This window comes from Eubacterium ruminantium, from assembly GCF_900167085.1.
GTDB classification, from domain to species: domain Bacteria; phylum Bacillota; class Clostridia; order Lachnospirales; family Lachnospiraceae; genus Eubacterium_Q; species Eubacterium_Q ruminantium.
The window spans coordinates 21,032-45,813 of sequence record NZ_FUXA01000005.1 but is presented as its reverse complement, the minus strand read 5'-3'; the positions used below and the strand labels follow the sequence as shown (position 1 = coordinate 45,813).

The 24,782-nt window shown below is 38.4% G+C and carries 20 protein-coding genes; 3 read left to right on the top strand and 17 right to left on the bottom strand.

Translation table 11 applies throughout. The annotated features are described in order from the left end of the window. Positions 1-138: 138 nt before the first annotated feature. The 4 genes from B5D25_RS03065 to B5D25_RS03050 all read right to left on the bottom strand — a co-directional run bounded on the left by B5D25_RS03065 (position 139) and on the right by B5D25_RS03050 (position 5,162). Positions 139-873 (bottom strand): ABC transporter ATP-binding protein, encoded by a 735-nt coding sequence (locus B5D25_RS03065; protein WP_078786308.1) that lies wholly within the window; start codon positions 871-873, stop codon positions 139-141. 25 nt (positions 874-898) lie between these two features. Continuing rightward, positions 899-3,175 (bottom strand): ABC transporter permease, encoded by a 2,277-nt coding sequence (locus B5D25_RS03060; protein ID WP_078786306.1) that lies wholly within the window; start codon positions 3,173-3,175, stop codon positions 899-901. Next, entirely contained in the window at positions 3,168-4,409 is a 1,242-nt protein-coding gene (locus B5D25_RS03055; protein WP_078786304.1) for an MFS transporter, read from the bottom strand. Before B5D25_RS03055 ends, B5D25_RS03060 begins: the two co-directional genes overlap by 8 nt. Positions 4,410-4,517: 108 nt before the next feature. Beyond that, positions 4,518-5,162 (bottom strand): TetR/AcrR family transcriptional regulator, encoded by a 645-nt coding sequence (locus B5D25_RS03050; protein WP_078786302.1) that lies wholly within the window; start codon positions 5,160-5,162, stop codon positions 4,518-4,520. Between the two features lie 240 nt (positions 5,163-5,402). Here B5D25_RS03050 and B5D25_RS03045 point away from each other — a divergent pair, with 240 nt between their 5' ends. Then, positions 5,403-5,948 (top strand): glutathione peroxidase, encoded by a 546-nt coding sequence (locus tag B5D25_RS03045; RefSeq protein ID WP_078786300.1) that lies wholly within the window; start codon positions 5,403-5,405, stop codon positions 5,946-5,948. On the opposite strand, the gene B5D25_RS03040 is transcribed toward B5D25_RS03045, so the two are convergent. The 7 genes from B5D25_RS03040 to B5D25_RS03010 form a co-directional block, all read right to left on the bottom strand. Beyond that, positions 5,943-7,511 (bottom strand): MATE family efflux transporter, encoded by a 1,569-nt coding sequence (locus B5D25_RS03040; protein ID WP_078786298.1) that lies wholly within the window; start codon positions 7,509-7,511, stop codon positions 5,943-5,945. The two genes, B5D25_RS03045 and B5D25_RS03040, sit on opposite strands and share 6 nt — an antisense overlap. Beyond that, entirely contained in the window at positions 7,508-8,767 is a 1,260-nt protein-coding gene (locus B5D25_RS03035) for a MalY/PatB family protein (protein ID WP_078786297.1), read from the bottom strand. Before B5D25_RS03035 ends, B5D25_RS03040 begins: the two co-directional genes overlap by 4 nt. A 90-nt stretch (positions 8,768-8,857) precedes the next feature. Continuing rightward, positions 8,858-9,721 carry a DUF3737 family protein gene (locus B5D25_RS03030; protein ID WP_078786295.1) on the bottom strand — a complete coding sequence of 288 codons (864 nt, stop codon included), beginning with the start codon at positions 9,719-9,721 and terminating at the stop codon, positions 8,858-8,860. 206 nt (positions 9,722-9,927) lie between these two features. Next, positions 9,928-10,386: an Hsp20/alpha crystallin family protein gene (locus B5D25_RS03025; RefSeq protein WP_078786293.1), complete on the bottom strand. Its 459-nt coding sequence runs from the start codon at positions 10,384-10,386 to the stop codon at positions 9,928-9,930. A gap of 318 nt (positions 10,387-10,704) precedes the next feature. Beyond that, complete coding sequence (gene glmM, locus B5D25_RS03020; protein ID WP_078786291.1) at positions 10,705-12,090, bottom strand: phosphoglucosamine mutase; 1,386 nt, start codon at positions 12,088-12,090, stop codon at positions 10,705-10,707. Positions 12,091-12,119: 29 nt separating this feature from the next. Continuing rightward, positions 12,120-12,857, bottom strand: coding sequence for a metallophosphoesterase (locus tag B5D25_RS03015; protein WP_078786290.1), 738 nt, complete (start codon positions 12,855-12,857; stop codon positions 12,120-12,122). 144 nt (positions 12,858-13,001) lie between these two features. Continuing rightward, on the bottom strand, positions 13,002-14,600 hold the full coding sequence (locus B5D25_RS03010; protein WP_078786288.1) for a hypothetical protein: 1,599 nt from the start codon (positions 14,598-14,600) through the stop codon (positions 13,002-13,004). 360 nt (positions 14,601-14,960) lie between these two features. Between B5D25_RS03010 and B5D25_RS03005 the strand changes: the two genes are divergently transcribed. Together B5D25_RS03005 and B5D25_RS03000 are read left to right on the top strand one after the other, a co-directional pair. Next, positions 14,961-15,734, top strand: coding sequence for an SDR family oxidoreductase (locus B5D25_RS03005; RefSeq protein WP_078786287.1), 774 nt, complete (start codon positions 14,961-14,963; stop codon positions 15,732-15,734). Between the two features lie 189 nt (positions 15,735-15,923). Next, positions 15,924-17,207, top strand: coding sequence for a dihydroorotase (locus B5D25_RS03000; protein WP_078786285.1), 1,284 nt, complete (start codon positions 15,924-15,926; stop codon positions 17,205-17,207). A 32-nt stretch (positions 17,208-17,239) separates the two neighbouring features. On the opposite strand, the gene B5D25_RS02995 is transcribed toward B5D25_RS03000, so the two are convergent. From B5D25_RS02995 to B5D25_RS02970, 6 genes are all read right to left on the bottom strand, one after another. Next, positions 17,240-17,914 carry a ribonuclease H1 domain-containing protein gene (locus B5D25_RS02995; protein ID WP_242870191.1) on the bottom strand — a complete coding sequence of 225 codons (675 nt, stop codon included), beginning with the start codon at positions 17,912-17,914 and terminating at the stop codon, positions 17,240-17,242. After that, a complete protein-coding gene (locus tag B5D25_RS02990; protein WP_159444064.1) occupies positions 17,883-19,658 on the bottom strand; it encodes a GGDEF domain-containing phosphodiesterase in 1,776 nt (591 codons plus the stop codon). Before B5D25_RS02990 ends, B5D25_RS02995 begins: the two co-directional genes overlap by 32 nt. Positions 19,659-19,883: 225 nt before the next feature. Then, on the bottom strand, positions 19,884-20,624 hold the full coding sequence (locus tag B5D25_RS02985) for an IspD/TarI family cytidylyltransferase (protein WP_078786282.1): 741 nt from the start codon (positions 20,622-20,624) through the stop codon (positions 19,884-19,886). 53 nt (positions 20,625-20,677) lie between these two features. Beyond that, a complete protein-coding gene (glf, locus tag B5D25_RS02980) occupies positions 20,678-21,826 on the bottom strand; it encodes a UDP-galactopyranose mutase (protein WP_078786280.1) in 1,149 nt (382 codons plus the stop codon). A gap of 38 nt (positions 21,827-21,864) precedes the next feature. Next, complete coding sequence (locus B5D25_RS02975; protein WP_078786279.1) at positions 21,865-23,355, bottom strand: flippase; 1,491 nt, start codon at positions 23,353-23,355, stop codon at positions 21,865-21,867. Position 23,356: 1 nt separating this feature from the next. Next, positions 23,357-24,763, bottom strand: a complete 1,407-nt coding sequence (locus tag B5D25_RS02970) for a sugar transferase (RefSeq protein WP_078786277.1) — start codon at positions 24,761-24,763, stop codon at positions 23,357-23,359. Positions 24,764-24,782: the final 19 nt, after the last annotated feature.

Genomic DNA, 24,782 nt, shown 5'->3' with positions numbered 1-24,782 from the left:
CAAATGTTTGCGCGCTTAATTATGTCCGTAACTTTGCAATAGTATAGCACTCCAGTAAAACATGGTCAAATAAAACTATTTATGCGGCTGTAAACTAATTGCCGCTTATTCATCCAAAATAATCAGGTCCCGACCAATTTACCACCCAAATTCTTCCAGCCAACGGACTAATTTCGGCTCACGTTCTTTACCATCCTCAGGCATACTCTTTCCGAGCCTCAACTCTCCTTTTATCTCTCCATCCAACAGATAGATAATTCTTTCACATTTACTCGCTATCCAACTGTCATGTGTAACCATCATTATGGTTGCTCCTTTACGATTTATCCTGAGAAATGCCTCCATCACTTCCGCCGCCGAAGTCCTGTTAAGCGCCCCCGTCGGTTCATCGGCAAATATTATTTCCGGATTGATTATCATACTTCTGCATATACATGCTCTTTGCAGCTGCCCTCCTGACACCTCCCTTATTCTTTTCTCAGCTATATCTCCTATATGAAAATCATCCAACAGTTTCCGGGCACGATCATAATGCTCTGCTCGATGTTTCTTATCTGCACGAACTGCAGGAAATACGATATTATCAATGATATTCAGGTTTGAGATCATATTCATTTGCTGGAATACAAACCCCATCCTGTTAAGTCTGAGTTTAGCCTTATCATCTTCGCTTAAATGTACTATCTCCGTATCCCCAAGCCATACTTCTCCTCCGTCAGCCTGATCCATTCCGGATACATTATAAAGAAGAGTTGATTTTCCTGAGCCTGAAGGGCCCATAATCGCTATCATTTCCCCTGACATCATTTCAAAGCTTACAGAATTCAGAATATTATCTTTCTTTATATTTTTAACTTTAAGTAAAGTGCTCATAAAAAACCTCCTGCATCTATCAGTATCATTCAACTCCGGAGTTAAGACATTCGGCAGCACGTATTCTCTTTATCTCAGTAAGACTTATCATTGCAGCTAAACCGACTGAAAGCATTATAAGTACCGGTACCAGAATAAACGTAGCAAACGGATTGATCACAAACTTAAATCCCGTAGCCCCCATAAGACTGAGAAATCCGGCCGCAAGTTTCTGTCCGAGAAATACCCCAAGTAATACTCCGATAACAACTCCTGACAGAGTGTATATAATAAGTTTCTTCGTATAATCTTTACGTATCTCTGATGACGAGATGCCCAGTGCTTTCTTAAGTGAACTATCCTTTCGATCTCTCCAGATTATCAGGCGCATCAGTAAAATTATCACGATCATAATGATGATTCCTGACAGAGCCATCGTCAAAACTGAAGCATCATTTATATTTCTTATTGTCTGGCCATATGTTCCCCGGATATAATCAGCTATTTCAATTATTTTGACACCTTCGTCAACGGATGAAAAAATACTTTGATATTCTTCAACCCATTTACTTATCATGCTTTCATCCTTAAGAGAGATGTAAATTATACTCCACATAGGAGAAGATTTATCATTACTGTCATCAAAACAACCCTTAGCCGTTTTTCCACCATTGGTTATATCTGAATATATACCGCATACTGTACAGTAATATTCCTCATTTATCCCGTCTCCATCATCTTTTAGTACAGTAACCTTATCCCCCGGTTTAACTCCCATTTCCTCTGCATTTATAACAGAAAGCGCTATTTCCGTTTCATTCTCCGGATATTTTCCTTCCTGATAATTAACCGGGAAAATACCGTGATCCCCATTCTCGAGCATAAGACCATATATTTTACCGTCCTGAAGCCTCACCTTATAACTTCTCGTCTTCATCACAGAAAGCTCTCCAACTCTGTCATCCTTTTGTATAGCGTCCGATATCTTTATAGTTGCTGCATTGATATCATCCTTCTGTCTGACATCAACACGTATATGACTGTTTCCTATGCCCATATATGTTACGAATTCCGGATCTGCCATAGTACTCTTCATTCCCATAGGTACAAGGATCATAAATACTGTAGCTGCTGAGATAATGAATGCAGGTATCCAAAGATTATTCTTTTTGGAAGAACTGCTACGTCCGCATAAAGCAGATACCGCAGATTCTTTTTCAGTTCTTCGAAGTGTCCTGCGTACAAAAATCAAAATGATCGCTTCTGCCAGAAAAGCTCCGAGGATCATAAAGATATATACCAAAGCTTTATTCTCCGTTTCGCCATACATTTCCTTTATTCCGAAACCAAGTAATCCTGCTATTACTACCGCCAGAACTATTCCCACCAAACAGCCTATCATGGATAATATCAGATATTTTGATAAATAAAGGAATCGGATATCCTTTCCCCTGATACCTACTGCTTTAAGCATGCCGATCTCTCGTCTATCCTTTTCCAATTGTGTAAGGATAATGTATCTGATGCATATTATAGAGATGAACAAAACAACAAAACTGACCAGAAGTATAACCAGTATCATTATTCCGTCTGAAAGAGCATTCATAGTTTTTATCAGCGGATATGTGATAGTGGGACCATTTTCAGGCAGGCCCGCATCTTTATACTCGGTAGCAAATTTATTTGGATCACTGCCTTCTTTAAGTCTGAACTCGATCAGATATTCTTCACTTCCAAGCTCTTTAAGTCTTTCATAATCCGTTTCACTCACAAGAAATCTCTTTGAGGATGCCATCATCGAATTCATCTGCGAATCTCTTAAGAAGCCCGCAACCGTCAGTTCTTCTGTCCCGATCCTCATCGTATCTCCCTGCTTAATCTTATATTCATTTTTATAAGCAACAGGAACATATACCTCTCCGGAACCTGCTTGGATCACATTGTTGTATCCATCCAACAGATAATCAAAGCACTCCCCCTGACAACAAAGGCCATTATCCTGCATATTTGTTTCAAATGACACATCTCCTATGGAAAGACAGCTGTTCTGGAGATTAAGAAATCTGCATATCTGCTTTTTTTCTACATCTTCTCTTGAAGCTACAAATTCATTAATCTTTGCTTCTTCCGGATCCCCCGTATGCATCTGCAGAAAATGTGGTGTTTCCGCCTTATTCATAAGAGTGTCTATTGATGCGACCAGACTCGTAAAGAGATATATTGATAATCCCAGCAGCATCGCAGTTACCGCCATGAACAGACATGTAGATATATTGATCAGCTTATTCGATTTAAAATCATTTAAAATTAATCGCTTATTCATTTTTCTCACCGCTTTCCAGTTCTCTGATCGATCTGAACCTTGAGATTAAAGTGGCAATTATCGCCAGCATGATACCGGATATTATGATTACCGTTGCTGCTCCACGACCTATACCTATATGTCTTACATCCGCTATCTTATCTGCTAACAGCCCTGCCCCTGCATACGCAACTACATATCCAAGCTGTGACAGAAAGCTTATTAAGCCCCATGCTCTTCCCTGTTTATCAGCATCTATATTTGTTCTGGCCAGATAATCAAGACAATTATTTGCAAATGGAAGCATAAAGAAAAACAGGAATCCAAAACAGCAGATGATATATATATTTTCCTTTAATCCGAATCCTATCATTGCAAGTCCGCAGATTGTCAAAGAGATACTTAGTATCCTTGTAAAATTCTTCTTTATCCCTATGATTCCTATAAATATACTGGACACAAGCATACCGCTTGCACATACTGTTTCTGCTATTCCCAGAACTTTACCGGTCTGAAAATCAAGTATCATTGGTTCAACCAATATCTGGATAGCCCCCATAAAACAGGTTATCACCGACGTAATCATAATCACTACAAATATACCCTTTTTTTCAGTTATAGCTTTCCATCCCACCTTAAAACTTTGCACAAAGGAATCAGTAGTTTTTTTCTGTCTTACGATACGGCTGCTTCTTACTACAGCTGTACAGATTACTGTCAGAATAAAAGTACAGATATCGATAATGATAAGCAGCTTAACATCGCTGATTGTAAGAAGAAATCCTGCGATCATAGGCGATATAAGATATCTTGCACTTCCCGCTATACTCATCATGCCGCTTGCCTTGGAGTATTCATCCTTTGACAGCATATCAGTAACTATTGCCCTGTATGAAGGTTCAAGCAAAGACGAAAATACTGCACTTATAAATACACCGATACATATTTGATATAGTCCGGCTTCGCCTGCAAACATACATATGAGTATATATACCAATCCGAGTCCCGACATACCGTCACCGATCATCATCATAAGGCATCTGTCATATCTGTCTGCAAGCACTCCCGCTACAGGACTCAGCAGTAAGATGGGAAGAAATGAAAGTAATGCCACTAGACCCATGCTTGCTGCACTCCCTGTCTTCTGAAAGATATATATACTAAGTCCGAAGCTTGTGAGACCTCCTCCTATCGATGATATGAATTCACCGCACCATAACAGTAGAAATTTTTTATAATTTGATCTGTTTTCCATATACAACCTTCCTTAAAAGTTTATCTCCCTTATCAACCGACAAGTTGTCGGTTGATAGTTATAATATATGGGGTCTTTTGACAGACCCCTTTATGTCCCATCACCGGGTTAATTTTTCTGCTTCATCTGTTTCTTGAATATTATCATGATTGGTTCCACCAGGCTGTTTTCCTTTGCCGACAGAATTCTTTCTATATGACAGATAAATGCCTTTCCTTTTATTTCAATCTCCCTGGCGCTTAAATCTGAAAACTCATCAAAAGCTACACTGGAATAAATCATGATCATCTCTGCAGCTTCTGCCGGGTACTTTGAATCAAATAATCCAATTTCATTTCCCTCTTCTATTAATGTAGTTATTATCGGCACCACACCACTTAACAGCTGTTCCTGCATCTTCTGATGAAGCAAAGCATTCTGTGGTTTATGAATCTGTTCAAAAACCTCTTCCTGCACATCACCGCTGACATTCAGTGCCAGAATTATCCCTGTAAGTCTATCCTGCAAGGGAATTGTTTTATCTGATACAATTATCTTAGCCCTCGCGATTCCGGCATTAGTTATTCTGTTAACGATAGCGTCGAGTATCTCTTCTTTTGATTTAAAATGATGATACAGTGTTCCTCGGGCAATTCCAATTCTTTTGATTATGTCATTTGTGCTGGCATTATCAAATCCTTTTTCCGCAAATAGCTGTTCAGCAACATCCAGTATCTCATTTTTTCTTTCTTCTGCAGACTTTACTACTCTCATTACCAATACCCATTCATATCCCAGCCTCATTATACCGACAGGTTGTCGGTTAATTATTTTATATCATACAATTCCTATAGCTGTCAATAAAAATCCGAATATTGACAAATTAACCATTTACGCAGAAATAACTTTCGTCTCGATAGAAATTTTTGCAAAAAAATTATAAAAACAATAACTTTTATATAAAAAAAATGGTATAATGAAAAAGAAGTATATCTATTGGAGGAGGGTACGCTTATGAACAGTTTTTACGATCTCACTGTTGAAGATTCAAACGGAAACGAGATACGCATGTCCGAATTTAAAGGCAAAGTTATCCTTGTTGTCAATACTGCTACCGGTTGCGGATTCACTCCTCATTACAAAGACCTTGAGCAGATGTATGAAAATTTTCATGAAAAGGGATTTGAGATAATCGACGTTCCCTGCAATCAGTTCGATGATCAGGCACCGGGCACCGATGCAGAGATACATGAATTCTGTACAATGAAATACAATACTCAGTTTCCTCAGATGAAGAAAGCTGATGTAAATGGTCCCAATGCAATTCCTCTTTTTAAATATCTAAAAGAAAAGAAGGGATTTGAAGGATTCGGCAAAAATCCGAGAGGTGTTGTAATGTCCGCATTTCTTAAGACCTTGGACAAGAATTACAAAGATAATCCTGATATCAAATGGAATTTCACCATTTTCTTAATAGATCGTTCCGGTGAAGTTGTCGCCAGATATGAACCCACAGAGAAAATGGAAAATATAGCAAAAGTCGTGGAAGATCTTTTATAGATCTTCCTTTTTTATATTCGGAATCCATTTTTTCCTGATAAATCTGATAAGGAAAATGGTTCCTCTAAAACAAAGCTCAAGACACATAGCTATCCAGATTCCCTTCAGGCCATAATTTTTTCTGAATATCTTACCGATAATTCCTTCTCCCGAAGTAATGCCAAAAAGCTTTCCGACTCTTCCTGTAAGAGTAAATGCCAGCACCAGTCGAACTCCCCAGATACTGACAAGATTCATTATAAATGGTTTAAGTGTATCTCCGGCCCCTCTTAATGCTCCCGCTGCAACAATTGATGCTGCATAAAAAGGTTCCGCAAATGCTTCTATACGGAGCACCGAAGTTCCAAGATCCCTTATCTCTTTGACTGAAGTAAGAAATCCTATCATATAAGGTGCAGCTATATACATGATAATTCCGGTAAGAGTCATTATCACCATACCTGCAGCTATAGTGATCTTTCCAAATGAATAAGCTGTTCCTCTTCGTCCGGCACCTATACTCTGTCCAACCAGAGTTGCCGACGCATCACCTATTCCGTAGCCCGGCATATAGCAAAGGCTCTCAGCAGTTATGGCAAATGAATTTGCAGCAATGGCAACCTTACCAAGAGGTGCAACTATCACAGTTGTAACAACCATTGCCCCGCAGATAGCTATATGCTCAAGCCCTATAGGCCAAGCCAGCATCCATGCCCTGCGAAGATCTGCTTTATTGAATTCTTTACCGCTTATCTTTTTACTGTTTCCGAATTCTTCATCATATATTTCACCACGATCTTCCTCGATTTCATGACCGATGTATTTTTTTGAAAGTATGGATCTTTTACCCCACAGAAAATAATACATAAGGATACAAACAACCAGCTCTGCCGTTACGGTTCCGATTGCGGCTCCCATAACTCCAAGCCCGACTCCCGGAAGAGTTATATTCATGCCGAAAACTTTATAACTATCTGTAGGAAATATAAAAAAGAAATTGAAAATAATATCAAGAATACAAACCAAAGAGTTAAGAAGCCCGGGAACCTTCATATTTCCGCTAGCCTGAAGCATAGCGCCTGCAAGTCTGCTCATTGCAACTATAGGAAGTCCCAATGAAAAAATCATAAAATACTTTCCCGCATCATCTACTATATCCGCACTTCCACCAAGCATCTTAGGAAGAACCGGCACTATGATAAGACCTCCGAGCATAAGAATAAGAGCCAGTCCCAGTACAATAAAATAAGACTGCCACATAAGCTTTCTTGCATATTTATATTTCTTCGCTCCGATTGCCTGAGCAACCTGTATGGAAAAACCGGAAACCGCTGCCATGCTGGTTCCACCCACAAGCCAGGTAGATGTTGAAATAAGTCCTATGGATGCAGATGCATTCTCTCCCAGATGTCCTACCATCGCCGCATCAATATACTGCATAACAATGGAAACTATCTGAGCAAGGATTGCAGGAAAACTAAGCACAGCCGTAAGATATATCTTTTCGGATGTGCTTAATGTTTCACCATTTCTTATCTGCATAAGCAGTTTGCCTGATTTTGATATTTTTATATTTTCATTCATCTGGTATAGAGCTCCACACCCTTTTTCAGCCTCTCGAGTCCATCCTCCACATTGCATTTAGGAGTAGCAACATTAATTCTGAGGAATCCTTCACCGGCTTTACCGTAAGCCGCCCCGTCAGATATCCACAATCCTGTGGTTCTGCGAAGGAAATCAGTGAATTTTTCATTTCCTTTACCAAAACTTCTTGCATCAACCCAACATAAATATGTAGCCGGTCCGCTGACATATTTAAGATGAGGGATTTCATTCTGAATAAATGTCTTGGTAAGATCCTTATTGATGGCAATATATTTTCTTAATTCATCAAGCCACTCTTCGCCATAATTATATGCTGCAATAGCTGCCTGAACAGCAAATGCATTTGGTTCTCCGACTTCATCAGTATTGATTCCTCTCCATACCTTATGACGGATGTCCTCATCATGAACATAAACAGCGGCACCTGCAAGTCCTGCAATATTAAAGCTTTTTGAAGGAGCAAGACATGTAATGCTTATCTTTTTATTCACTTCATTCACTGAAGCAAATGGTATATAATGTCCTGTCGGACAAACAAGATCGCAGTGCACTTCATCACTAATGACTCTTACATGATTTCTAAAGCAGATTTCTCCAACCCTTGCAAGCGATTCCTTATCCCAGACCGTTCCTGTAGGATTATGAGGATTGCAGAATATAAGAAGAGATACCTGAGGATCACTGCATACCTTTTCAAAATTCTCCCAGTCAATCTCGAAATGACCATCCGCACAAACTTTTTTATCGGAAGAATTCTTATCATCAGCAGCCATATCATTACTGCTTTCACTGCAATTATTTATACAATTATTTGCATCACTGTTTTCAACATATTTCAGAGGACACTCCACCGGAAATCTTCCGTTATTGACTACCGAATTAAAGAAAATGTTATAAACCGGTGTCAGAAGTACAACTTTCTCAGCTGGAGTTGTGAGCTTTCTTACTATACTCGAAATAGCAGGTATTGCTCCCGTTGAAAAGATAAGTGCATCCTTATCCATCTCGAAATCATGTCTTCTCTTCCACCATCCGACATAGGCCTCTTTCCATTCCTCTGTATAGTCCGAGTATCCAAAAATCCCATGATCCACTCTTTTCTTAAGCGCATCAATAACAGGTGGCGCAGTTTTGAAATCCATATCTGCCACCCACATCGGAAGCTCGCCTTCTTTAATATCCCATTTGATGGAATTTGTTCCTGATCTGTCAACAATCTCGTCAAAATCAAACATATATCTGTACCCTCATTATCAATAATTTAAGCTAATATTTCTGTGTTTTGTCTGTACTAATCCGGACTGTATTATCTAAGTTTTCAGTCATTAATTCTCATTACCGATGATAATCTTTGTTGCATCAACATTTACCTTATCTTCTTCCATGATAAGTTCTCCCACTGATAAAGCACGGATGCTTCCGCCTGAAGGATTTTTGATGCTGTCCACATGACTTGTTAATTCAACATCACATGTAGAATATTCAAATGCAAGATTGGTATTAACAGTTTTGCAGTTCTTCATCACAAGCCCGTCAATATAGCAGAGCCCCTGAAGACTCTCGATGGTACAATTGATAAATGTTACATTCTTCGAGTTCCATCCAAGATATTCACCTGATATAAATGAATCATATACCGTTATATTTTCAGCATTCCAGAATGCATCTTTTGAAATAAGTTTTGAATTTCTTATCTCAACATTCTTTGCTCCGTCAAAAGGATAATTACCATCTATTGTAAGATTATCAGCTACAATATTACTGCTGTTCATAGCAAAATAATCCCCCTTAACATCAACGGAATTCATCATTATATCTGTACATTTCCACATGGTTTCAGATGCATTTGTAAAACTGACATTTTCCAGTTTCAGACCTTTGCATCTTCTGAAAGCCTTTGGTGCTTCTATAATGGTATCAACCATCTTAAGCTTATCAGTGTACCAGATTCCTGCTCTTCCCGTTTCAGAAAGTCTGCTGTCACTGACTTCAACATCATGACAATACCAAAGCGGATATTTCCAGTTGAAGCTGCTTTTGTAAATCTTTAGAAAACTGCTTTCCTTAAGCGGTGACTCGCCATCTTCAAAAGTACACTCATTTACAATTAAGTTACTCACATTAAAAAGCGCCCTTTCACCTGTAAGAACTTTATTATTCACTTCATTTTTATTATTTGTATCTTGCATGTAAAACTCCTATTTTTATACATTATTATCTTTATTTTAACATATTAATCCCATGCGTTAAAATATATTCTGTTTATTGATATACGTCGGCTATAACGCATAAATCTTAAATTTCATGGTATACAATGAAAATGTCGTCTACAAACCAATAAGGACTCCGGAAATTAACCGGAGCCCTTTGATAAGGAAAAATAATATGAAATATATTAATCAATGTTGATTGTTACCTTAGCCTCTTCCTTTGGTTCAGGCTTTGGAACATCAATGGTAAGTACTCCATTATTAAAGCTTGCTTTAATGCCTTCTGCTTTGATATTCTCTCCGACATAGTAGCTTCTCTGTCTGAGACCTTTATATCTTTCTTTTCTGAGATACTTAGTCTCCTCAGCTTCCTTATTCTCTTCTTTCTCAGCATGCTCAGCTCTTATAGTAAGATAGTCATTCTTAAGTTCGATGCTAACTTCTGACTTATCAAATCCCGGAAGGTCTACTTCAAATTTGTACCCCTTATCATCCTCACTGATATCTGTTCTTAAATTAGCGACTCTCTTTGGAGGCTGGCTCTTTTTATTCTCTTCACCGCAACTTCTTCCTGTTGCTCCTCCGAATAACTCATCAAGAAAATCCTCTACAAAACCATCATTAAAAATATTTGTGTAATACATAATTTTTCTCCTTTCAATCTGTATGTCCGGTTTATCTACCGGATCATAACCAACAAATCTCCGTCCATTCTTTTTGCAGGTGGGCTTTAAGTTTCTCAACTTGATTATGTTATATCACAGCTGTTAGCACTCGTCAATAGTGAGTGCTAACAATTTTTGTGAAGTTTATGTGAAATGATTTTTAATACGTCAAAAGCGGCTAAAAAAAACAGTCTATGAAAGGCTTAAGTCCTTCATAAACTGTTTCTTATTAAAATCTCGCACGACAATTATCACAAATGTGCACCGGCTGATCATAAATCATTTTATTTTATATGATTATTCTACGTGTCCTTTAGCTTTGATAACTTCAATGACACTATCTACATACTGGTTGCAAACGCTTTCATCCGCTGCTTCAACCATTACTCTTACAACAGGCTCAGTACCTGATTCTCTAACAAGTATTCTTCCGCTGTCTCCAAGCAAAGCTGCAACTTCATCAACTTTAGCAATAACATCTTTATCACTCTGAGCTTCTCTCTTATCCTTAACGCGGATATTCTTAAGCACCTGAGGATAAACTGTAAATCCTCTCTTAAGTTCCGAAAGCTTCTGCTTCTTATCCTTCATAACTTCAACCATTTTGATAGAAGTAAGTATACCGTCACCGGTTGTAGCATATTTAGAGAAAATAATATGTCCTGACTGCTCACCACCTATGCAGCAATCATTCTGAATCATATATTCATAAACATATTTGTCTCCAACTGCTGTCTTGGCATAATCAATGCCTTCTTCATCAAATGCCTTATAAAGTCCGAAGTTAGACATAACTGTTGTTACAACAGTATTATTCTTCAACTTATTCTGCTCTTTAAGGTATTTACCGTAAATATATAAAATATGATCTCCATTGACTATCTCGCCATTTTCATCAACAGCCAGACATCTGTCAGCGTCACCATCATATGCAAATCCTACATCAAGGCCATTCTCAACAACAAATTTCTGAAGGCCTTCAATATGAGTTGAGCCTGCATTTCTGTTGATATTTGTTCCGTTTGGCTCTGCATTTATAATATATGTCTTTGCACCGAATGCTTCAAATACAGTCTTGGCAATATTCCAAGAACTACCATTTGCGCAGTCAAGTCCGATCTTCATATCTTTAAGTGAATACATACCAAGTGAAATGAGATATCCGATATATCTGTTTCTTCCTGATGCATAATCAACTGTGCAGCCTATTTTCTCCTTTGTTGCAAAAGGAATAGTATCCCATTTGCTGTCAAATACTACAAGATTTCCGTCGAGATATGCTTCGATAAGCTCTATGGTATCCTCTTTCATCTTCTCACCTGAGCCGCTGATAAGCTTGATACCATTATCATAATAAGGATTGTGGCTCGCTGATATCATGATACCACAATCAAACTCATCCATTCTTGTTATATAAGCAACTGAAGGTGTTGTAGTTACATGAAGCAGATAAGCATCTGCTCCGGATGCTACAAGTCCTCCAACCAATGAATACTCAAACATGTAACTTGAACGTCTTGTATCTTTTCCTATAACGACCTTTGCAGGAGTTTCATCTCCGGCCCTTCTTCTCAGCTCGTTATAATACCATCCAAGAAATCTTCCGACTTTATATGCATGATCTGCAGTAAGTCCAACATTTGCTTCTCCCCTAAATCCATCAGTACCAAAATATTTGCCCATTTACGTTGTCCCTCTCTTTGTGTGTTTTATTATAACCTTCTGTAACGACTTTTCGTATAAACAACATTACCTGTTTCCAGACACAATACCCCAAGTGACCTTCCCGAAACACAACCACAGTCAATGTTGACTATATTTCCACATTTAAAATATCTGCCGGGAATAGCACTCGGAATTACCGCAGTTGGTGTATGACCGATCACTATGATTATATCTTCATCAAATTTATAATAATCAGGTCTATCAAAATTCGGTCTTCCAAAAAGAAGCGACATGGTTGAATAAGTACCGTCGTCTATATGCTTATATGCATCCTTTTTTTCCGGAAGTGAATGAATCAAAAGATAGTTTATACCCTTAATGGTAATCTTGTCATAAAGCTTGAATCCCTGCATATATTCAAGGATTTTCTGCTGCTCTTCCACCGGAAGCTGAAGTATCTGCTCAACGGTAACGATACCGCCATTGTAATACCACTGCTTCAGAGCATTTCTGAATGACTCTCCCTGCATCAAAATGTTTATGTCATCGTTACTTTTACCTATGATCGCCGGAAGTACCTGAAGGGCCATAAGTTCATGATTTCCAAGAAGCGGAACAATATTTTTATGTTCCATCATGAACTGAAGCACGTCAACATTTGCTTCGCCTCGATCAACAGTATCACCAATAATATATAGTGTGTCTTTTTTGTTGAAATTGATCTTGTCCAGAAGATCTATTAACTCATAGTAGCATCCGTGAACATCTGAAATCGCGTAATGCATAGGCTAATCCTCCTATCTTCCTTAGTTTAACACTCCATATATTCTTTTTGATTATAGCATATATGCATCATATGGTCAAAAAGGCTCGCAGGAAAAAATGCCCGCGAGCCTGAATATTTTTTTGTTATTTAATTAAAAAATTATTTACAGCGAAAACTGAGAAATGAATTTCCATGCATTTTCACAAGTATGTTCTCTTAATTCATGCTGCTGATTATCTATACTTGCAAGGACTGTTCTGCAGATACCATCCTCACTTTCATAATATCTTTCAGTAAGTATCGCATCTCTGGTTTCGTCCCTAAGTTTCTCTATTCTATCAGGTTTACCGCAGTATTCTTTATCAGCCCATTTCTCCTGCTCATCAAAGCCGAAATTAAAATCAGCCTTAAGTTTATTTACATCAGCAAGGTATTTGATCCTGTCAAGACATACTTCATTCTGGCAAGGTAACTCAGGAAGAGGTGTCATCTCACCGCCTGAATAATACATTGGCACAGACACTGTTTTGTTGATACCCGGATCATCAATGCTAAGCCCGAACTGATTATTCTTCATAGGGAATAATGCATCATTAGGTGCAACACCGGCAAGTATTTCAGGATATTCCATAAAAAGATCCCAAGTTTTTCCGCTTCCCATAGAGAAGCCTGCCGCATATATACGATTTTTGTCTATATTATATTTTTTCTGAAGATCTTCTATAACTTCAACCGCTTCTGTTGCGCTTACGTCCATATGATTTTCGATTGAAACAAATAAGAAATCATGTCTATGGCACACATTCCACCATCCTGCCACGAATGTGAAATACATAGACGAGTCTCCGCCTCCATGGAATCCCACAAGAAGAGGAACTGGCCCTTTATCGAAAATACCATTATTGTAATATGCAAAATATCCAACCTTATGTGTCGGAACACCTTTAAATCTTCCTCTATGATCAGGTGAAGTTTTTACTTCTGTAAATCCTGCTTCCTCTGTCATATTAAGTTCTTCAAAATCAGGCTCTATCTCGATCTTGCCGCACCACATTTTATAGCGTCTTACAAATGAATTGTAATCTCCCACATAATCGGAGCTGTCCTCTATAAGATGATTCTCACATTCCTTGAAATACTCATTAATCTCCGGACTGTTGCCTACACTGATTACAGGTATATCTTTCCTCTCTATAACCGGAGTAACGCTGAGTCTCTCCATATAGCAGCATGCAGGTGTTATCTCGCCCGGTCCCCAGAGATACTCTCCGTCTATCTTCTTCAGAAGCTTCGTTGCAACATAATCCGCAGACTTTCCGTAACTGTAGATATCTGCTCTGAATACTGCGCCTCTTACAAAAAAACCTTTAAATTCGGATGTAAAGAAGTCATGTATCTCAGCTATTCCGTCCTCATATTCAGGATGATTCTTAACTTCCGCAATAAGATCTATATATAAATTTTCATCAGCTGCTTCCCAGCCGCCTTCGCATGTCGGATAAATAAAAAGAACACAGGAATCATAATCCGAAGCTATCTTTGCCAATCCATTTTCTTCCGCAAATTTTATAGCTTCATCCATACTCATTTTATTCTCTTCAAAAACCAAAAGAAGCGGCGCTCTGAATCCGTAATTATTTACGGTGCCGTCTATGGTTGTCGAAGGAACATATGATTTGAGATAAAATGAGTCATATTGATGCTTCCAACATTTTCCTCCGTCTTCTCTTTTAGTTACATTAGGTCTCTCAAATAAAGCCATTACACCCTCCTGTAAATCATATAAAAATGTAGATTAATAGTTCGTATCCATAACGCCTTCTATCATATCACGGAACATCTTTAAAACACCACGGAGATATTATAGTTATTACCCGTGATATATTTATTTTTCCATCATTATACAGTTCTTATTTCATCATTATACAGTTCTTATTCCATCATTATACAATTCTTATTTCATCATTCGGTTTATAATTTTATCCGCACAATATTTTCCCTCTCATTCCGGTTTGTACTTTATCCTTATGATATGGTATAATATTGATTGGTGTTCGAGCATATTTTTAACCGATATGCTCGGGGCTGAAAAACTAAAATAACATAGATATAGGAGGAACATATGAAGAATTATTTTGATCTTACAGGAAATGTTGCTATAGTTACCGGATGCTCAACCGGACTCGGAGTTCAGATGGCCAAAGCCCTCGCAAGTTGCGGTGCAACCATAGTCGCAGTGGCCCGTCGCCAAAACCTTCTTGACGAAGTTTGTGCAGATATTACTAAAGAATATAATGTTCCTGCTATAGGTCTTCGTTGTGATATAACAGATACTGCAAATATCGAGGAAGTAGTTGATACAATCCTTGAGAAATTCGGAAGAATAGACATACTTATCAACAATGCCGGAACAGGAGCTGTTGCCCCTGCCCAGGACATTACAGATGAGCAGTTCGAAAATGAATTCAATATCGATCTTTTCGGTTCATTTAAATTCGCTCGTTCAGTAGCTAAGAAAGCTATGATACCTGCAAAATACGGACGAATCATCAACATATCTTCAATGTATGGTCTTGTTGGTAATAAGATTGCACCTGCTGCACCTTACCACGCTGCTAAGGGCGGAGTTGTTAATCTTACAAGAGCACTCGCTGCTGAATGGGGACAGTACAATATAACAGTTAATGCTATTTGTCCTGGATATTTCTACACACCACTTACAGAGGAAACTCTCAGAAGCGATTTCTTTGTAGCTCATGCTAAGGCAAATATCCCTGTTGAAAGATACGGAAATGAAGGCGAGCTTGATACAGCAGCTATCTTCCTTTCTTCGCCTGCTTCATCTTATGTTACAGGTGTAGCTCTTCCGGTCGATGGCGGATATACAGCTATGTAATTAAATGTAACTCTTCCGGCCGGTGGTTTATTGCTATAAATTTAAATTCATCTATTCCCACCGGCGGTGGATTTATACATGTAATTATTTTAAAAAGCAAATAACAAAAGACACATGAAAGGAACGTCCGGGTTTTCTTATAAGATCATTTTGATCATTATAAGTTAAGGCTCGGACATATATAATATTATGATACTTATTAAAGGCGGACATATCGTCGATCCATATACAAATACAGACAAAACAGCCGATATCCTTATTTCCGATGGAAAGATTCAATCTGTTAGTGATTCCTTATCTCCTGAAGAAATAAATGATAATGATCTCCAGGTCATCGATGCATCGGGACTTACAATTACTCCGGGACTTGTAGATGCACATGTTCATTTCCGTGATCCGGGATTCACTTATAAAGAAGATATAATCACAGGATCGGCCGCAGCTGCCAGAGGCGGCGTTACCACTGTAATCCTTATGGCCAACACAAAGCCGGCTGTGGATAATCTTGAAACTCTTCATTACATTCTGGAAAAGGGAAAGACAACCGGAATAAATGTTCTTCAGACAGCAACCGTTACCAAGGGGATGAAAGGCGAAGAACTTGTAGATATGGATCTTCTTGCTTCAGAAGGTGCCGCAGGATTTACAGATGACGGACTTCCTATTATGGATGAATCAGTTCTCTATGCAGCTCTCAAAAAGGCAGCCGAACTTAATCTTCCTGTAGCTCTCCATGAAGAGGATCCTAAATTCGTTTATCAGGCCGGAGTTAATAAAGGCGCGGTTTCTGAAAAACTTGGCTACGGCGGAGCAGACAGGATTGCTGAAGAGATCATGACTGCAAGAGATGCTGTACTCGCACTTAATACAGGCGCCTCACTCTGCATCCAGCATATAAGCTCCAAAAATTCTGTTGATATCGTAAGAAGCTTCCAAAAAATGGGCGCTGATATCCACGCCGAGGCAACACCCCATCACTTTACACTGACCGAGGAAGCAGTTCTTAAATATGGAACAAATGCAAGAATGAATCCTCCTGTCCGCACTGAAGAAGACAGACTTTCTATAATTGAAGGCCTGAAAGACGGCACCATAGACATGATCGTTACAGACCATGCTCCACATAGTGCAGAAGAAAAGAGCCGTCCTCTCGATAAGGCTCCAAGTGGAATCACCGGCATCGAGACATCTCTTGCCTTAGGTATAAAATCTCTTGTTCAACCAGGACATATAAGCCTTATGAAGCTTATATCCCTTATGAGTGAAAATCCTGCTAAATTTTATCATTTGGATTATAAAGGAATTTCTGCCGGGGCTGCTGCAGATCTTATCATTTTCGGTGAAAATGAAAACTGGATCGTTCGTGAAGAAGAATTCGCATCAAAAGCTTCCAACAGTCCGTTTATCGGTTGGGAACTTCCGGGAAAGATTCATTATACAATTTGTAACGGAAATATAGTATATAGCGCATAATAACCTTTGAAATATGGAAATAGCGGTAGGAATCAAATGATTCCTACCGCTTCTTTTGCAAGTCTGTCAGCTTCTTCATTTCCTTCTATACCGGAATGACCTTTGACCTTAATGAATTTCAATCTGATCTTTTTGGAAGCCTGCTGCATATATTCATAATACTCGACTGTACCCTTTTTATTTCTCTTCCAGGTACCGAGAGCCCACATCTCGATTCCCATATAATCGTAGTAAATACTAATCTCCGGAAGCCCAAGTTCTATTGCTTTTTCAACCGCTGCCATACTTCCGCATATCTCTCCGGCAACATTTCGCATCGAGGCCATTTCCTCATCATCATTTCTTCCCTGAAGGACATACTTTTTATCTCCTGCCACAAGGAAACCGCCATAACCATATACATTGCTTGACGAATTAAATGATCCATCGACGAAAGCATAATTCTTGACTACTGCACTATTTACTTCTGCATTTCCTTTTCCCTGACCGGTTGCGGAGTTACCTGCCTCCTCCAGGTCAGCTGTACTGCTGCCACCATTCATAAAACTCTTTGCTTCTTCAAGTGAAGTAAAGCTCTTATAAATTGCTCCAGAAAAACCTATAACATTTTTCCTACATTCATCCCATGTATTATATATACCCGGATTAAGCCCTTTTCTTACTGCATAATATTTTTTAGTCGGCGCTGATCCCATCTTTTTTACCATTAGCCTTTCTTAAAAATTCAACCATTTGTTTTCTAGGCACAGGCTTTGAATAATAATATCCCTGAATAAAATCGATACCCATTTCCTTGAGCCCTTCCACCATAATATTATCTTCGGCGCCTTCTGCCAAGACTTTAAAATTAATATTTTTGAAAGTTTCTATGGTATTCTTAAGAACCTTGCGCATCTTTTCATCTTTGAAAGCTGACCAGACAAAGAATTTATCAATCTTGATGATTGAAAACGGAAGTTCAGCCACATAATTGATGTTGGAATATCCTGTTCCGTAATCATCAAGAGAAAATTCGATACCGGCTTTTCTGAGTCGCTCCATATTCTGTACCAGAGTCTTTTCAGAATAAGCTGCTGCACTTTCGGTGATCTCAAGATTTATCATTTTATTCGGAATTCCAAATCTTCTGATTATATCCATTATCTCTACATCCAGTGTTTCTCGCATACATTGAACAACCGAAAGGTTTACTTCAACATAATCTATACCATATTCCCAAAGTTTTTCTTCTTTTACAGTTCTGCAAACTTCTTCAAGGACAAGCATTCCTATCTTTGTAATCAAACCATTTTGCTCGGCAATCCTGATAAACTCCTCAGGCGAAACATATCCATATCCCGGAACATTTAATCTCGCAAGAGCCTCCATCGAATGAAAACTGTCTCTGGCCGAATCATAAATAACCTGGTAATACACTTCAAATACACCTGTTTCTACAGCAGCCATAAGCGCCTGCTCGATATCCGATCTGCGTTTCATAGTCTCGATCATAGCATCATCAAGTTCTACAACGCTGCCCTTACCTTTCTTCTTCGCTTCAGCTATCATATGATCCATACTTCTTATCAGATTCTTCGGACTGTCAATCTTATACTCCGCAGGAATATGACATATACATCCGGACAGATCAAGTTCTATTCCCTTAAGTTCCCACTGCTGTTCGACAATCTTCTGAATATCCCTGACGCCCCTGCTGCCGACAGCTTTTCCACTGAGAACTATGGCAAATATATCTCCGCTGTATCTATATACATCATTTTTACTTACCTTCCTCTTCAGGTCGCGAACAAGCATTTCGAGCACCTTATCGCCGCCCTCCATACCATAAACTTCATTGACCATTTTGAAGTTATCCAAAGCCAGCGTATAGACTTCCATTTTAGTACCGGTTCTTCTTAACTCATCCGTCTTGTGAAGAAATGCTGTTCTGTTCAGTGCCATAGTAAGAGGATCTCTGTATGCCGCAGGATTTTCAACCGTAAGATAAAGTATAAAAAGTGATAATGCCACACCTGCACCGGTAATATTGTATGTCGGCCACATAAATTGAACTGCCACAGCAATAAATATCATCACAACCATGGCAAGGACTATCATTTTTTTCCTTCTTCGTATATTATTTGGAATTACAAATGTATAGCCCAAACTGAGTATCATATAGAGTACGGAAAAGATGTAGAAAAGGGAATGGAATTTTCCATAATGATATCCTTTGTCATCTATATAAAATACTGTGGTCACGAAAATATTGACAATGGTAAGAATTGCCATAAATCCTGCCGGAATGGCGGAAACAATATAGAATATTTTTTTCTTGCTTGAATAATATGTGCTGCCTAGAATAACAACATATACCATTAGAAAATATGGTAAGATTGATTGCATCAAAAGAAAGATTGTATTAGTCGCAAAATTAAGACCACGTGGAGCATATTCACAATTATTGATCATTATGCTCCCCGCTATATCAAATATCAGATCGAAAATTGTCACACATAGTAAGATAAGATACGCCTTGGATTGACTGTCATTTATGTGTTTAATGACTAACAAACTTAACATCAGTAATAACAGAAAAACCAGTGCGCATATCTCATAATCGACATTATAAGTCATATACTCACCTTCATTTTCTCATAACCGGATCATTAAGCATACCAGTTGTCGCAAGATCAACTAATCTAGTTGCTTGTTCTCAATAGCATCATAAATTGCCATAAATATGACAAAGTCTTTAGGTGTCGTAACTTTAATGTTATAATCCGGGCCGATAACCGTGTGTAACTCATGGCCGTACTCCTTCATAAGAGTACACGAATCAATCATATCCGTTTTGCCTTCGGCTATAGCCCTCTTCTGTTCTTTTAAAATATCTTTCAGATAGAAACTTTGAGGTGCTTTTGCAAATCTGCTCCTGCTTCTGTCAGGAACCGTTCCAACTTTTTCGCAACATACATTTCCATCAAAGTCATTATCAACCAGTATAACCGTCTCACTCGCTGCAGTGCATGTAATGGCTGAGCCATATTTCTTAACTGCTTCGATATTATCACTGATAGTTTCCTGCTTGATCAGTGGTCGTACACCGTCATGTATAAGAACTATCGTATCCTCATCATGACCATAAATCTCGTCCGCCGCCGCAAGTCCGTTATAGATTGACATCTGTCCCGTCTGTCCTCCGGGAACTATACGTTTTATCTTATCAAGGCCGTATCTCTGCTTCATGTCCTGCATATAGTCTATCCAATTTTCCAGACATACAACAACGATTCCGTCAATGTCCTTATGCTTCTGAAAAATCTCAATAGTATGAACTATTATAGGCTTGCCATGAACCAGAAGAAACTGCTTTGGTATATCTGCATTTTTCATCCTTGTGCCGGAACCCCCGGCAAAAATGACTGCAATATTCATATTATTAACCCTGAAACCATACTTATAAACCTATTATATCACAAACGCCTATATTATTGAAGTTCTTTATTCGCCATATCAAGCGCTGCTGCAACAACTGCGTCCATGTCATAATACTTATACTCTGCAAGACGTCCACCGAAGATAACATTTTCTTCTGCATCTGCAAGTTTCTTATATTCTGCGTAAAGAGCGCCGTTTTTCTCATCATTTACCGGATAGTATGGTTCATCTCCGAGTTTCCACTCTGAGCTATACTCACGGCTGATAACTGTCTTAGGAAGATCCTTTCCGTCCTTGCCCTTACCGAACTCAAACCACTTATGCTCGATAATTCTTGTCCATGGTGTTTCCGAATCTGTATAATTTACAGCTGCATTCCCCTGGAATGAAGGCTTATCAAGTATTTCATTTTCAAAACGTACTGAGCGATACTGAAGTGTTCCGAGACTATAATTGAAATAAGAATCGATAGGTCCTGTATAAACAACCCTCTTAGCTTCTTCATCAAGCTCAATCTTATTTTCAAAATATTCTGTTCCTGTTCTTACTTCGATATTCTCATGATCAAGCATATTCTTAACCATAGCTGTATAACCACCGATAGGAATTCCCTGATAAAGGGCATTGAAATAGTTATTGTCGAATGTAAGTCTTACAGGAAGTCTCTTTATAATGAATGCAGGAAGTGAAGTACAAGGTCTTCCCCACTGCTTTTCTGTATATCCTTTAACAAGCTTCTCATAAATATCACGACCAATAAGAAGGATTGCCTGCTCTTCAAGGTTACGTGGTTCTGTCACGCCTTCCTTCTCCATAGCAGCCTTAGCTTCAGCTCTCTGCTCCTCAATCTTAGCCTCAGCTTCTTCAGGAGTTACAACTCCCCACATCTTATTGAATGTGTACATATTGAATGGAAGTGAATAAAGCTCACCCTTATAATTTGCTACAGGTGAATTTGTAAAACGGTTGAAATCAGTGAACTGCTGAAGAAAATCCCATACTGACTTATCATTTGTATGGAAGATATGAGCACCGTATTTATGAACCTCAATTCCTTCTATCTCTTCTGTGTAGATATTTCCGGCTACATGATTTCTCTTATCAATCACAAGAACTTTCTTACCCTTTTCAGCAGCCTTTCTTGCAAATGTTGCTCCGTAAAGTCCGGAACCTACTACTAAATAATCAAACTTTTTCACTTTGATTCCTCCTATTTTACCCTAAACATACCTCTATCTTAATTCTTCTTTTTGCGTAACTTGCCGATTACAGAATCAAATATTTCTCTTGTAATCTTCTCTTTAGTTACAAGTAATGTGACTCCGTACGAACCGAAGAACAGTATTCCTGAGATTATGATCTTTATAAAGCATTCTTTCTCTGTATTTCCCATCGGAAGAAGCTTTACCCAAAAGCATGAAGCCGAGCCGATCAAAAGACCGAGCAGGATTTTCCATGCAAAAATATTTTTGAATAATCCCCTTATCTCATCCCTAAGAACAACACACTGCCAAATGAGAACAACACATTCAGCAACGAGAGTTCCCAAAGCCGCACCTGCCGCACCAAGTTTCGGGATATATATAAGGTTTAAAGCAAGATCCGTTACCGCTCCCGCAATAACAGAGTAGAGAACTATCTTCTCTCTTCCCGTCGGAACAAGCATTTCCATTCCAAGGATATTACTGAGTCCGATAAGGAATAAAGTCGGCATGATATAAATCATAGGCACAATGGAATAAGTATATTCCGGTCCCGCAAGGAAATAAATTCCTTCTGTTGCAAATATCATAAAATAAAGCATAAGCGGAGCCGCCAGTACCATAACGAAATTAATGGCTTTTCCACTTATTCTCCTAAATTCATCCATCATGTTATTCTTAACATAATAAGATGCTCTAGGCAAAAGAACCGCACCGAGTGAAGTAACGATTGTAACAAGAATCTCTTTAATCTTCACAGATGCATGATAATATCCGACTTCTTTTTTATTGATCATGAAACCAAGCATTATACTGTCAAGCTTGGTATATACTATCGTTGCACAACTCATGGCAAAGAATACAGAAACTGCTTTCATATGCTTTCTGAATTCATATGGTCCCGTCTTCTTAAAGCTGATATATTTCCTTATATTCAGCAGATTAAGAACACTGGATGCCGATGATGCAAAAATCGTAAGAACTGCATACTTGAGATAATCCGATTCCTTATGAACGAAAAGGAACATCCCAACTAAAGCAATCGCTTTAAAGATCATGGATCTAACGGTTATGAATTTATATTTTTCCAGTCCCTTATAGACCCACTCCATTCCTATAAGATTAAAGAAAATGATAAGACCGCATATCATAAATAACTTCTTATCTTCCCTTAATTTAGGAATAGTAAAGATACATACAGTAAGAGCAGTTGCCGACAAAAGACTTACTACTATATTTATGATGAATAATTCCTGAACGACATGGGAAAGTTTTTTCCTGTCATCCCTTACTTTTGCACATGCTTTAATACCGTATGTCGGAATTCCAAGTCCTGCGATCATGGCAAAATATGCCACGAAATCCGTTGCCCAATTGACATTACCATTTCCGGCCGCCTTTAATACTCTTGAGACATAAGGAAATGAGATCAGCGGAAATATAAAGTTGGACGCCGCAAGTATGGAATTCAATATGAAATTCATTTTAAGTGAAACTTCTTTTTTCACTTTGTCATGTTCAGCCATACTACTTTGAGCCTCTCATCGCAAAAACAGCGCCGAATGTTTTAAGTATAATCTTAACATCAAGCATAAGGCTGAAGTTCTTGATATAATAATTATCGAGCTTAACAACTTCTTCAAAATCTGTTATATCCGAACGTCCTGAAGTCTGCCACATACCTGTAAGTCCCGGCTTAATAGCAAGACGGCTCAGGTGGTGAAGATGATATCTCTCGAACTCGTCCACCGTTGGTGGTCTTGTTCCTACAAGGCTCATATCTCCCATTAAAATATTGATAAACTGAGGAAATTCATCTAAAGATGTCTTTCTCAGAAACTTACCGATTGGAATGATTCTTGGATCATGATCCATTTTGAACATAAGACCCTGCATCTGATTCTGCGCCATCAGTTCTTTCTTACGTTCCTCAGCATCCATATACATAGACCTGAATTTGTACATCTTAAATCTTCTTCCATTCTTTCCGATACGTTCCTGCTTAAAGAATACCGGTCCCGGAGACTGTATCTTTATAATAGGTGCAATAAAGATAAATAATAATCCTGTAAATACAAGTCCTATCAAAGATACAATTATATCGAAAAATCTTTTAACGATCCGCTGTCCGAATGTAATTGGGTTGATATTTGTTGTGACAAATGTTGTATCGCTTATAGTCTCGATAGAAACATTCGGAAGATCACTGATAAATACTTCAAGGCTGACATGAACTATAACACCCATCGAAAGGAATCTGTTGGTAAGCGGACTCGCATCACTCTTACGAGCCTTGATATAAACTTCATCAACAACATTCTGTCTGAAGTATTCAAGCATTCCGGACCTTGTTATAACCTGAATTCCGTCTATCTCTTTCTCATGTATATCCTGTTCATCATCAAGAAGCATTATTCCTTCTATATGATAAAATCCACTGTTATTCTTCTCGATCATCTGAAGGAATTCCTCAAGGAATTTCTTATAGGTAACAACCATAACCTTACTCTGGTTTGCATATGCTGTATACCTTTTAATAAGCATCTTCTTCCAAATAGCATGCATGATTGACATCAAAATAACATCGAAAATGAAGAAGAGACCAAATACCATACGTGAATATATATATGTGATCTTTACTATGAAAAGGTAACTCAGCATTACACCGAGTATTCCCAGATTCATTACAAGTATCTTCTCTAATTCCTTCTTAAAACCTCGTCTAAGTATTCCACTGTGTATAGGAAGAAAGAATACTATAAAGAAATAAGTAAGAAGCATAACAACTGAAAGCGCCAGATAGTTATTGTAAAATCTTACTTTCTCTGATTGAGGTATCCAAATAACATATGCAAGCCACATTGAACTGAGCACGCATAAAAAATCGATTATAATGAAATCAACATGTTTTGCTCTTGTACTACCTTTATTCATATCCTCACGGTACCATTCC